Source organism: Acetobacterium sp. (genome assembly GCF_030652775.1).
In the GTDB taxonomy this organism is placed as follows: domain Bacteria; phylum Bacillota; class Clostridia; order Eubacteriales; family Eubacteriaceae; genus Acetobacterium.
The window spans coordinates 1-13,233 of the sequence record NZ_JAUSPS010000074.1; the positions used below are offsets into that span (position 1 = coordinate 1).

General features: G+C 47.0%; 7 protein-coding genes and 1 pseudogene. 7 read left to right on the forward strand and 1 reads right to left on the reverse strand.

Translation table 11 applies throughout. The features are described from left to right. Nucleotides 1–117: 117 nt before the first annotated feature. From fdhF to Q7J41_RS13255, 4 genes and pseudogenes are all read left to right on the forward strand, one after another. Nucleotides 118–2,676 (forward strand): annotated as a pseudogene (fdhF, locus tag Q7J41_RS13240) (formate dehydrogenase subunit alpha); the annotation flags it as partial. 511 nt (nt 2,677–3,187) lie between these two features. Next, on the forward strand, nt 3,188–4,858 hold the full coding sequence (locus Q7J41_RS13245) for a formate--tetrahydrofolate ligase (protein ID WP_304888862.1): 1,671 nt from the start codon (nt 3,188–3,190) through the stop codon (nt 4,856–4,858). Between the two features lie 258 nt (nt 4,859–5,116). Then, complete coding sequence (locus tag Q7J41_RS13250; protein ID WP_304888864.1) at nt 5,117–7,255, forward strand: clostripain-related cysteine peptidase; 2,139 nt, start codon at nt 5,117–5,119, stop codon at nt 7,253–7,255. A gap of 261 nt (nt 7,256–7,516) precedes the next feature. Then, nucleotides 7,517–7,984: an NAD(P)H-dependent oxidoreductase gene (locus Q7J41_RS13255; protein WP_304888867.1), complete on the forward strand. Its 468-nt coding sequence runs from the start codon at nt 7,517–7,519 to the stop codon at nt 7,982–7,984. A gap of 151 nt (nt 7,985–8,135) precedes the next feature. Here Q7J41_RS13255 and Q7J41_RS13260 read toward each other — a convergent pair whose 3' ends face one another. Then, on the reverse strand, nt 8,136–9,758 hold the full coding sequence (locus Q7J41_RS13260) for an NAD(P)/FAD-dependent oxidoreductase (RefSeq protein ID WP_304888869.1): 1,623 nt from the start codon (nt 9,756–9,758) through the stop codon (nt 8,136–8,138). 254 nt (nt 9,759–10,012) lie between these two features. Here Q7J41_RS13260 and Q7J41_RS13265 point away from each other — a divergent pair, with 254 nt between their 5' ends. The 3 genes from Q7J41_RS13265 to Q7J41_RS13275 are packed head-to-tail and all read left to right on the forward strand — an operon-like array spanning nt 10,013 to nt 13,233. After that, nucleotides 10,013–10,603, forward strand: a complete 591-nt coding sequence (locus Q7J41_RS13265) for a TetR/AcrR family transcriptional regulator (protein ID WP_304888870.1) — start codon at nt 10,013–10,015, stop codon at nt 10,601–10,603. A gap of 17 nt (nt 10,604–10,620) precedes the next feature. Beyond that, nucleotides 10,621–12,699, forward strand: a complete 2,079-nt coding sequence (locus Q7J41_RS13270) for a chemotaxis protein CheA (protein ID WP_304888872.1) — start codon at nt 10,621–10,623, stop codon at nt 12,697–12,699. Between the two features lie 27 nt (nt 12,700–12,726). Next, nucleotides 12,727–13,233, forward strand: a complete 507-nt coding sequence (locus Q7J41_RS13275) for a chemotaxis protein CheW (RefSeq protein ID WP_304888874.1) — start codon at nt 12,727–12,729, stop codon at nt 13,231–13,233.

Sequence of the window (13,233 nt, forward strand, 5' to 3'; positions counted from 1 at the left end):
AAGACTTAGAGCTGGCTCTTTAACTAGAGTTTATGAAAGCTTGAGCCGTATGAGGGGAAACTCTCACGTACGGTTCTTAGAGGGGAAAGGAGTAGTAATACTCCTGACCTACTCGATCGCATCTGCGTGGTGGAGGTGGAAGGGGCAAAAGCGCTGATCCCAGCCTGTGCCGGAATCGCCGAAGATGGAATGGTCATCAATACGGTTTCAGAAAGCGTCCTCAGTGCCCGTCATAATATTGTTAACCTGCTCTTGTCAAATGGTGAACATAACTGTTTATCCTGTGAAAAAAGCGGGGAATGCAGCCTTCAGAGTGTTGCTTACGAACTGGGAATCGAGACTCCAGCGTTTATTATGGAAAGCATGAACAAGGCAACGGTTGATGATTCCAGTGTGATGATCGTCAGAGACAACCGGAAATGCATTCTCTGCCGGCGCTGTGTCACTGCCTGCAATGAAATTGTCTGCAATGATGTTTTATCGGTCGGGTTCAGAGGTAGCGAATCGACCATTATCTGCGACAATAACAAGCCAATGGGTGAGTCGACCTGTGTTCAGTGCGGCCATTGTGTTCAGGTCTGTCCGGTAGGGGCACTGGTCAACAAAAAATCAATTGGCAAGGCGCGTTCCTGGGAAACGAAAAAAGTCCGAACCACCTGTCCCTACTGTGGGGTTGGCTGCCAGCTATACCTGCACATGAAGGGTGATGAAATTGTCAAGGTCACCGGCGTCGAAGATGGTTTTCCGAATAAAGGCCGGCTTTGTGTTAAAGGCCGCTATGGTTATGACTTTATCTATTCCAAAGAAAGACTGACCACTCCGCTGATCAAAGAAAACGGCGTTTTTCGAGAAGCGTCCTGGGATGAGGCCCTGGATCTGGTGGCCGCAAAATTCAAAGCGATTCTCGAGCAGGGCGGTCCGGATGCCGTTGGCGGAATCAGCTGTGCCCGCAGCTCTAACGAAGATTCCTACCAGATGCAGAAACTGTTCCGGGCAGCCTTCAAGTCGGCCAACATCGATCACTGCGCCCGGGTCTGTCATGCGCCAACCGTCGCCGGTTTGATCACCTCGTTTGGAACCGGGGGAATGACCAATTCGATTGCTGAAATGGCCAATACTAACTGCCTCTTTGTCATTGGCTCTAATATGTCAGAAGCCCATCCGGTGGCGGCCACCTTTGTCAAAAATGGCAAAAAGAACGGCGCTAAACTGATTGTGGTCGATCCGCGAAAAACCCATCTGGCTGATCGTGCCGACGAGTTTGCCCAGATTAAGGTGGGTTCGGATGTGGCGTTCCTCAACGGTCTGATGAACGTATTGATTACCGAAGATCTCTATGACAAAGATTTTGTCGCTGACAAATGCGATAATTTTGAAGCGCTGAAAGCAAAGGTTTTAGAGTATCCGCCCAAACGTGTTTCAGAAATCAGCGGGGTATCGGAGGAACAAATCATTGCAATTGCCAGAATGCTGGCGGCCAATAAACCGGGAATGGCCATGTATACCCTGGGAATTACCGAGCATACCTGCGGCACCAACAATGTTATGTCAGTTGCCAATCTACAGATGCTGCTTGGCAATATCGGTAAAGAAAACGCCGGCGTCAATCCGCTGCGTGGCCAAAATAACGTTCAGGGGGCCTGTGATATGGGCGCGCTGCCCAATGTTTATCATGGCTACCAGAGTGTCACCGACCCTGCCGCCAAGGCGAAATTTGAGCAGGCCTGGAAGGTCGATGGTCTGCCGGATAAACTGGGATTGATGATCCCGGATATGATCAGTGGATTAAAGACCAAAGCGGTTAAAGGATTATACATTTTTGGTGAAAATATTGTCGCCACGGAGCCGGATATTGCCCATGTTATCGAATGTCTGGAAGCGGCTGAATTTGTGGTGGTTAACGAGATTTTCCTTAACGAAACGACCAAATATGCTGATGTCGTTCTGCCGGGGGCAGCCTGGGGTGAGGATGAGGGCACCTATACCAATTGTGAAAGACGCATCAGTTTGGTCAGAAAAGTAAAAGATGCACCGGGGCAGGCAAAACCGGACTGGTGGATCTTTAAAGAAATTGCCAAACGTTTCGGACAGAATTGGGAAGCCAACAGCGGACGGGAATTGTGGGATAACGAGATTGCCCCGTTGGCACCATTTTTTACCGGGATTACCTACGATCGGATTCAGGGCGACGGGATGCAGTGGCCATGCAACTGCTCAGTTGATCCGGGAACCCCGATTCTCCATTTGGACGGTAACTTTACCCGGGGTAAAGGCCATTTGATGGCGCTTGACTGGACGCCCCCTGCTGAAGTGCCAGATGCCGAATACCCATTCACCTTAAGCACCGGCCGACGGCTCTATCATTATCATACCCGAACTCAAACCGGTAGAGCCAAAGGTCTCAATGAGTTGCTGCCGGAAGAATATGCAGATATTTCCGAAGCGGATGCCAAACGTCTCGGTATTGCCCATGGCGAAATGATTATTGTCAGATCCCGACGTGGGTCCGTTTTTGTAAAAGCCCAGGTTTCCGACCGGATTCCCGAAGGACTGGTATGGATGGCCATCCATTTCTTTGAAAACAATGCCAACTGGCTGACCACGAGATCCAGCGACACGGTTACCAAAACGCCGGAGTACAAAGCCTGTGCAGTTGCCATCGAAAAAATTTCTTAAGAAAAAGCGGCCAGATTTGATGATTTGCCAGAAAAAAAAGCGACCCTCAAAAAAATTACATTAGCATTTACTAATGCTCTGGTTAAAAAAGTGACGATGAGAGAATGAAAAAATAACCTGTTTTACGAATCAATCTTAGAATGCCCTGAACAATGACACTGTTCAGGGCATCTTTTTTATACGTTTACACAAAACGGCGGTAAAAATTGTAAAAATGAACAAAGTGTAAAAAATGGTACAGAATTCGGAACGAAAAGCCAGATGATGTTAAAATAATAACAAGATATTTCACGTTAAAAACTTTGTTTGAGAAATAACAAACAAGTAAAGATAATAAATTGTCCCAACATAGAAAAATATTGACAAGAAGTATAAAAGATGTTAACCTATGGAAAATCTGTATATACATGTGCACAGGGTGCTTGCAAATAATTAACCGCAGCGTGTTGGTTCAGATTTGAAAAAGAGACTCAGAGAATAACGAAATTATTTTGAAAAGGAGAAAGACAAGATGAAAACAGATGTACAGATCGCACAGGAAGCTAAAATGCAACCGATTGCACAGGTGGCCGAAAAATTGGGGATTACCGGAGATGAGCTGGAACTTTATGGCAATCATAAAGCCAAGGTGTCCTTATCGGTATTGAAAGACAACCAGGACAAACCAGACGGTAAGCTGATTCTGGTAACTGCCATTAACCCAACCCCGGCCGGCGAAGGCAAAACCACCACCAACGTGGGTCTATCCATGGCGCTTAATTATATCGGCAAAAAAACCATTACCACCTTAAGAGAACCCTCATTGGGACCATGCTTTGGCGTCAAGGGTGGCGCCGCCGGCGGCGGCTACGCTCAGGTCGTCCCGATGGATGATATCAATCTGCACTTTACCGGCGATTTCCACGCCATCACCGCGGCTCATAGTTTGCTGGCGGCGCTGCTGGATAATCACCTCCACCAGGGAAATCTGTTAAACATCGATATGGATCGGATTGTCTGGCGACGGGTTGTGGACATGAATGACCGGGCTCTGCGCATGATCACCGTTGGTCAGGGCAGCCGGGCCAATGGGGTGCAACGGGAAACCGGTTACGATATCACCGTGGCATCAGAAATTATGGCGATTCTCTGTCTGGCCTCCAGCCTCACCGATCTCAAAGAGCGCTTGGGTCGGATGATCATCGCTTACAATACCGAAGGCAAAGCGGTGACAGCCGCTGATCTGGAAGCCTCCGGCGCAATGGCGCTGCTGCTAAAAGATGCCATCAAACCGAATCTGGTCCAGACCCTCGAAAATACCCCAGCCTTTATTCATGGTGGTCCCTTTGCCAATATAGCCCACGGCTGTAACTCGGTACTGGCTACCAGAACAGCCTTGAAGCTGGCCGACTATGTGGTCACCGAAGCCGGTTTTGGTGCTGATCTGGGAGCGGAAAAATTCTTTGATATCAAATGTCGTTATGCCGAGCTGAAACCTAATGCCGTGGTCATTGTGGCCACCGTCCGGGCTTTGAAAATGAATGGTGGGGTGGTTAAAACCGAGCTGTCAACTGAAAACGTCGCCGCCGTGGAATTGGGCAGTGCCAATTTGATCCAGCATCTGGAAAACCTGCAAAAATTTAAGGTGCCAGTGGTGGTAGCCCTGAATAAATTCCCGACCGATACGGAAGCAGAATTTGCTGCCGTTAAAAAGGCCTGTGAAAATAAAAATGTTAAGGTAATCCTTTCCGATGTGTTTTCTCAGGGTGGAAAAGGCGGCGAAGAACTGGCTCGCGAAGTGGTCAAGCTTTGTGATATGGGTGAATCGCAATATCAACCGCTTTACCCGTTGGAACTTCCACTTGAAAAGAAAATCGAAACCATTGCCACCGAAATTTACCGGGCTGATGGGGTGGAATATGAGCCGGATGCTAAAAAACAACTGGATGAGATTGTCGCACTGGGATTTGATCATCTGCCGGTTTGTATGGCCAAAACCCAATACTCCTTCTCTGATGATCAGACCTTACTGGGCGCCCCCCAGGATTTCAATATCCATGTTAAAGAAGTGCGTCTGTCAGCGGGAGCCGGATTTGTGGTGGTGATCACCGGCGCTATTATGACCATGCCGGGTCTTCCCAAAGTCCCTGCTGCCAATGGTATGGATATCACCGAAGACGGTGAAATCATCGGATTATCCTGATCACGCTAAAATAACGATTAAAAACGCAGACCACTTTATTGTGGGTCTGCGTTTTTTTTGAGTGAAAGGGCCGCAAAAAAGTGATTTTAAGCGCGAAATTTCTTTGCTAATCGACCCGAGAGGCGTATAATATAAAGCAGTATTATGTAAAAATTCATTGCGGATAAAGCGTTTGCGGCAACTACGAAATATTGCCATTTGCCCGCCGATGGTAAAGACATAAAAGCGATAGTAAATCATTGACCCGGGAGGTTTGAAATGAAAAAAAGATTGACGGCATTTTTGATCATCTTTGCCATGGTGCTGTCTTTGACAGCTTGCTCAGATGAAGGTGGGGGAACCAGTAGCCATAAAAACAGCGGCCTCGATACATCCCTGGCGCGGAGTACCGAGATGAAGGTGAGTTCTGGCGGTGATCTGGAAATTCAGCGGCTGACCCGCACCGAAACAAAAAAAATGGGCGCATCTGGTACCTGGACCATTTTTGTATATATGTGCGGTTCAGATCTGGAAAGTGACGGCGGCCTGGCTACCATGGACCTCCAGGAAATGATTGATGCAACCCAGTCCGACAAGATAAAATTTGTGGTTCAGACTGGCGGCGCCAATGCCTGGGATAATGATCTGGTGGATGATTCGTTGACGCAGCGCTTTGTGATTAAAAATCAGAACATGGAACAGATCGAAGAAGCAGCGGTTGCCAATATGGGCAGCGCTGAAACCCTGGCTGAATTTCTGGACTGGGGGGTATCCGCCTATCCCGCCGAAAAAATGGGACTGGTTTTCTGGAATCACGGCGGCGGCAGCATTACTGGCGTCTGTTTTGATGAGCAAAACGAAAGCGACAGTCTGTCCTTGCTGGAAATTGAAAATGCTCTGACTTCGGTTTATTCCAATATGACGGATGCCTTTGAATTTATTGGCTTTGATGCCTGCCTGATGGGAACCGTGGAAACCGGAAATATGCTGGCGCCTCACGCCCGCTATATGGTTGCATCGGAAGAACTGGAACCCGGTTATGGCTGGGATTACACCGCCATGGGTAACTTTATCGGCAGCAATCCGGCCGCCAGCGGAGCCGAACTGGGCAAGGTCGTGGTCGATTCCTTCTACGCAGCTTGTGTTGCTATCGATAGTCAGAATGAAGCGACGCTTTCTTGCATTGACCTGTCCCAAATTGACGAATTGGTCTATGCCTTTAATGATGTCGCCCGGGAAATGTACAGCGCCACCACTAAAACCGATGTTTTGTCCAATATGGTCAAGGGAATCACGTCGGCGGAAAACTATGGCGGTAACAGCAAGTCCGAAGGCTATACCAATATGGTCGATCTGGGCTCGGTGTTGAAAAACATGACCGGGAATGTGGTTGGTACGGATAAAGCTCTGGCCGCCCTGCAGGACTGTGTTGTCTATATGAAAAATGGCAGTGATAAGGCCGATTCACATGGGTTGGCGATCTACTATCCCTTAGCCATTCAGGGCTCCGAGGAACTGTCAATTTTCAAGGATATCTGTGTCAGTCCTTATTACATGTCGTTTGTCGACAAGATGGCTTATGGTAGTGGTACCAACGGCGATTTTGGAAGCTACAGCGATGCGGACTGGTTTGGTGAAAAATCGCTTTACTGGAGCGGCAGCTATGACGAAGCAGCGGGGTCTGATTACTGGTCGGAACTGGATCAGGAACCCGCTGAAGTGTACAATTTCAGTGAAGCGGAAACGGCGGTTTCATTTTCATCAGCGCCAGCCATCAATGCTGAGGGCATGTACGGCTTCATGATTTCAGCTGACACCCTGGACTACGTCGATGCAGTTTACTGTGATGTGTTTATGGATGCCGGCGATGGCGAAACTCTAATTGAACTGGGACTGGATGATAACATCACCGCCGACTGGAATACCGGAAAGTTTGAAGATAATTTCAGCGGCTATTGGGTTTCATTGCCCGATGGACAGCCCCTGGCTACCTATATTGTTGAGCAGGGTGACAACTACAATATCTATACCTCGCCAGTGATGCTCAATGGGGTGGAAACCAATTTGCGCATTAAAATTGATTTTGCCAGCGACGGTAACTACACCATCACCATTATCGGCGCCTGGGATGGCATTGATGAGGTTACTGGTCAGTCTGCCAAAGAGATTACCAAGCTAAAAAAGGGCGATCTGATTACTCCGATGTATTATTCCTATAGTATGAAAACGGATGAGGAGGGCATTTACGAAGGTGAGGCTTATACCTTTGACAATGACCCGGTGATCTATGAAGAACCGTTGGCCGTGGGAGACTACTACTATTCTTTCCAGATCGACGATATTTTTGGCAGTTCCCTCTATACCGATTTCGAGATTTTCTCGGTGAATGCCAATGGGGATATTTATTTTAATCAGTGACATAATATGAAAAATCATTAGTGCAACCAAGACAATCGCCTGAAACCCGAGAATGGTTTCAGGCGATTATTTTTGAAGTGGTTTTTATGGATGAATGACCAATAAATAAAAATTCATTTGCTGGAGTTAAAGAAAAGACTTGAAAAAAATAACAAAATGAGGTACCTTAGTGTCAACAAGAGAATAATTAATGACTAAAAATGAATGGTTTTATTTGTATTCTAAACATGGTCATATTCTAAAGAAAATGGAGAGCGTGAAATGAAGATTGGTATTATTGTCTTTTCTAAAACCAACAATACATTTTCAGTCGCCGACAGGCTGAGGGTTGCCCTGGTGGAAAAGGGTTTGGATGCGGAAATCCAGCGGATCGTTCCAGAAAATGATGATCCCGGAGTTAAGTCCCCGATTGTATTTGCCAACAAGCCGGATGTATCCCCTTATGATGTGGTAATCTTTGCCAGCCCAGTATGGGCTTTCTCATTGGCTGGGGTGATGAAAGAATATCTTGAACAAGTTGCATCCCTTGAGGGTAAAAGGGTCTTCAGTTTTGTGACCAAGCAGCTGGCCTCCAAATTTACCGGCGGAATCAAAGCAAACCGACAGATCAATTCAGCGGTTGCGTTAAAAGGTGGGACAGTCGAAAAATCATTTATTGTCAGCTGGAAGAATAAAAAAAGAGAAGCAGAGATTGCCAGTTTAATCGCCGAAATTATCAAAGCGATTTAAGGGCAGTTTGAATCTGGTTAGCAGATCAGCAAAAAAAGTAATATATGTAAAAGAGCTCCTGAAGAAAAATTTTCAGGAGCTCTTTTTGTAGCATTAAATCTAAATAGAGAGGAAATCAGAGCAAAATAAATACGATTTATGGTTCGACGGCTTAATTTTCAGAACTAAAGCGGGCGTAGCGCTCGATGATTTTCTCGGCGGTTTTAACTCCGTCCACTGCGGAAGACATAATTCCCCCGGCATAACCGGCGCCCTCACCCATCGGGTAGAGTCCGGAAATATTGGCAACATGGTCGTCATTGCGGTTGATCCGAACCGGCGAGGAACTCCGGGTTTCAACTCCGGTCATAATGCTGTCATCCATGGCAAAGCCGGTGATCTTTTTATCAAAGTGGAGCAGCGCTTCCTTCATGGTGGTGACCACATAATCCGGCAGGCAGTCTTTTAACTGGGCAAAGTTAAGACCCGGGGTATAGGTTGGTTTGACCCGACCCCAGTGAGTACTGGGTCGATCCGCCAGAAAATCGCCCACCAGTTGCGCTGGCGCATGGTAGTTTCGGCCACCCAGGGAAAAGGCTAGGCCTTCCCATTTTCTTTGAAAGGCGACCCCAGCCAGGGGATGGTCATCAGCGAAATCTTCGGGCTGTACCCCGACCAGCAGAGCGGCATTGGCATTTTCACCATCCCGGCGGTGCTCGCTCATGCCGTTGGTAACGACCCCGTTTGCTTCAGAGGCTGCGGCCACCACATAGCCCCCGGGACACATACAGAAGGTGTAGGCAGAGCGGCCGTTGGGGGAATGGTAGGAGAGTTTATAATCGGCGGCTCCCAGTCCGGCAGTGCCAGCGGCTGACCCGTATTGAGAGCCATCAATGAGGTGCTGAGGATGTTCAATCCGGACGCCTATCGAAAAGGCTTTCGGAGTCATGGTGACGCCGCGATCATAAAGCGTCGCAAAGGTATCCCGGGCACTGTGACCGATTCCCAGCAGGGCTACCTGGCAGTCCAGGGTTTCCTGTTCATTGATAATCAATCCGGTGAGCTGGCCGTCCTGAATTAAGAAATCAGTGACCCGGGATCGGAAGCGTACCTCACCACCACTTTCAATAATTTCCTTTCGGAGTGTCTTCACCGTTTCCCGGAGCAGATCGGTTCCGATATGAGGTTTGCTCAGATAGAGGATTTCCGCAGGAGCTCCGGCGGCAATAAAAGCTTCCAGAATACTCCGGCAGCGGGGGTCATTGATCAGGGTGGTCAGCTTGCCGTCAGAAAAGGTCCCGGCACCGCCTTCCCCGAATTGCACATTGCTTTCGGTATCCAGCTCGCCAGTTTGCCAGAAGGTGTCGATTTTAACGGAGCGGATATCCACCTCATCACCCCGTTCCAGAATAATCGGGGCGTAACCATTTCTGGCCAATATCAGACCGGCAAAAAGACCGGCGGGACCCATGCCGATGATCGCCGGCCTGAGATTCAGTGGTATATCTCCTGCCGTAACCGGTTGATAGGATAAATCCGGACTGGCGACAATGCCGGATTTGCTGACTTTTTTCAGAATAGCGGCCTCATTTTTCAGGCTGGCATCGACCGTATAGATGTAGACGATGGCATTTTTCTTGCGGGCGTCAACGGACTTTTTAAAGATAGAAAAGGTGAGTAAGTCCTTGGGGTTGATTTTTAGTTTGGCCAGAATGGCGTTTTTTAAGGCCTCTTTTTCAGCATCACTATTTTTAGCCTTCTGGATTTCGAGTTTGAGATTGGGAATTCGAATCATCCGATCCTCCTGTAGTGTTATTTGACAGAAATAATTATAACATGGTTTTGTCAAAAGTATAAAAAAATTGGTGTAGTAGTGATAAATCATTTAAAGATCGGGGGATCGGCACAGCCTGGAGAGCGGTGCTTTGTAAAAGTTCTGTAAACCGTCATAAAAAAATCTTAAAAAGTCACATAAAAGTTGACAATTGAATAGAAAAGGGTATAATTTTTAAAATAGGAGTAAGTAATCACTCCGGTAGGAGGAACGTCATGCAAAAATCATTGATTAAAAGGCATGAAAGCATCATCGTCTCAACCATCCAAACAATGAATGCCGTGGGGCTTCAAAATCTATCCACCAAAATGATTGCCAATCAGGAAGGCGTTTCAGAAGGAACCCTATTCCGGCATTTTAAAACTAAAACTGATATTATGCTGGCAGTGGTGGATCATTTTTCTCAGTATGACGACGCCATCATTGAAACCTGCCGACAAAAGAAATTTTCGCCGCTAGAAGCGATTCGCTACTTTTATAACGCCTATGCCGAATATTATCAGAACTATCCGGAAATAACGGTGGTGGTTCAAGCTTATGACAGCCTGATGTGCGATGCGGAATTGTCGGAAAAAGTCAGTTCAATCATTTATAAACGAGCTGATTTTATTATAAAAACCATTAAAGAAGCCATTGATCAGAAAATCATCCTCTCGAATCTGGATCCGGCGGTGCTGGAAAATATTCTCACCGGCGGCAGCAAGGAAATCTGTCTGAAGTGGCGAATGGCGAGGTACAGTTTTTCGATCAAAGAAAAAAGCGCCGAAATGGTTGAAATGCTGTTAAGCGGTTTTATCGAAAAATGAAATAAGGAGGAACGCCATTGGCAGAGCAATATATGAACGATCCGATGCAGGAAGTTTTTATTTTTGAAACTTCCCAGCAATTGGAACAAATGGAACAGTCGGTGATTAAGACCGAAGCCTTGGGTAGCTATCCCAGTGAAACTATCAATGAAATATTCAGGATCATGCATACTATCAAAAGTTCGGCGGCGATGATGCTGATCAATAACATGTCGGTGGTGGCTCATACGACCGAAGATATGTTCTACTTTATTCGGGAAGAAAAGCCGCAGTTCATCGATGTTTCAACTCTTTCGGATCTGGTCTTCGAAGGCATTGACTTTATGAAATCGGAACTGGATAAAATAAAAAATGGCGCGGAAGCCGATGGCAACCCGGAAACCCTGATTGATAAGATCAAAGCGCACCTGAAGATTCTCAAAGAGAATAATAATCTGACCGATTCCCAGGCGGTTAATAATGAGCCGGTTACCGAAAAATATTATATCAGTTCCAACAAAGCGGCAAAAATCAGCGAAGTAAAAACCTATCAGGCACTTCTTCAATTTGAAGAAGATTGCGGGATGGAAAACATCCGGGCATTCACCGTGGTTCATAACTTAAAGGAGATTACCGATTCGTTTAAGTGTACGCCAGAGGATGTCATCAATGATCCGGATTGTGTCGAGATCATTAAGCGTGATGGTTTTATGCTGCAGATTAAAACTGCGGAATCCCAAGAAAAACTGGAAGCTTTTTTCCGTACCATGGCATTTATCGATCAGATTGAGCTCACTGAAATAAACGAACTTCAGGAAATTCGGGAAGGACTGAATATCGTCATATCTGATGAAGCCATCATGGTTCCTCAGCTTAAAAACCCGGCCTGCGAAATGAGCCCAGTCAAAGAATCGCCGGTAGCTAATGGAAATCATAGCCAGAGCATGATTTCAGTTAGCGTTGAAAAGCTCGATAAACTGATGAATCTGGTCGGCGAGATGGTCATTTCAGAAGCGATGGTCACCCAAAACCCGGATCTCAAGGGACTGGTGCTGGAAAATTTCAGTAAATCTGCCCGACAGCTGAAAAAAATTACCAACGAACTCCAGGATATGGTCATGTCCATCCGGATGGTTCCTCTGGGGCCGACCTTTTTTAAGATGAACCGGATTGTCCGGGACATCAGTAAAAAGCTGGGTAAGGAAATGAACCTGAAAATTCTCGGTGAAGAAACCGAAGTTGATAAGAACATTATTGAGCAGATTGGTGATCCGCTGATGCATATTGTCAGAAACTCGGCCGATCATGGGATTGAAATGGCTGATACCCGGATCCGTCAGGGAAAACCCCAGACTGGAACGATTACCCTGGAGGCCAAAAACGCCGGTGGTGAGGTTTTGATCATCATCCGGGATGACGGCAAGGGTTTGAGTCGTGATGGAATCCTGAAAAAAGCGCTGGAAAACGGCCTGGTCGGGGATGAAGCGACCCATATGACTGATACCGAAGTGTTCAACCTGATTTTCTTGCCCGGCTTTTCAACCAAGGAAGCGGTGACTGAGTTTTCCGGCCGGGGCGTTGGCATGGACGTGGTAGCCAAAAATATTGAAGCGGTAGGCGGCAATATTCTGGTCGAAAGTGTGGAAGGCCAGGGCACCACGATTACCCTGAAAATTCCCCTGACCCTGGCAATCATTGAAGGGATGAATATTCGGGTTGGCGAAAGCTGTTATACCCTGCCGATTATGTCCATTAAAGAATCCTTTATTCCTAAAGCCCAGGAAGTCTTCCGGGATACCGATGAAAATGAAATGATCATGATTCGGGGCCAGTGCTACCCGATTATGCGGCTCAAAGAACATTACCAGGTTAAAACCGGAGCAACTCAGATTGAGGATGGCATTTTGATTATGCTGGAGGGAGAAACCAAAAGCACTTGTCTTTTTGCCGATGAATTATTGGGAGAGCAGCAGGTAGTGGTTAAAACCCTGCCCAAGTATATTAGGCGGATGAAAAAAATCGAGGGGTTGGCCGGTTGTACCTTGCTGGGGGATGGCAATATCAGCCTGATTCTGGATGTCAATGGCCTAATTACTCAGAAAAGATTCAAAAACTAGTAATCACGAAATAGAGGAGGCGATACGATGGCGGAAGAGTTTGATGAATTTGATGAACTGGAGCTGGAAGAGGATGATGAAACCGAAGAGGGGAAGTATTTAACCTTTAATCTGGATAACGAAGCCTATGGTCTTGAAATCATTTATGTCACCGAAATAATCGGGATTCAGAAAATAACGGAAGTACCGGAGCTGCCAGAATATGTCAAAGGGATTATGAGTTTACGGGGACAGATCATTCCGGTGGTGGATGTGCGGCTTCGCTTTGGGAAACCCAGTCGCGACTACGATGAGCGTACCTGTGTGATCGTCGTTGAGATTGCTGATATAACGGTTGGGTTGATCGTCGATGGGGTGGCCGAGGTAGTGGCCATTCCCGAGGAAGAAATTGTTCCCCATCCGGATCTGGATGAAACTGACAGCCAGCAATTTGTAAGAGGGATCGGGAAAGTTGGAACAGCGGTTAAGCTGATTCTGGACTGCCAGAAATTGCTTGAAGACGATGAAATGGAAAACCCCAGTCAGGAAGCCTGA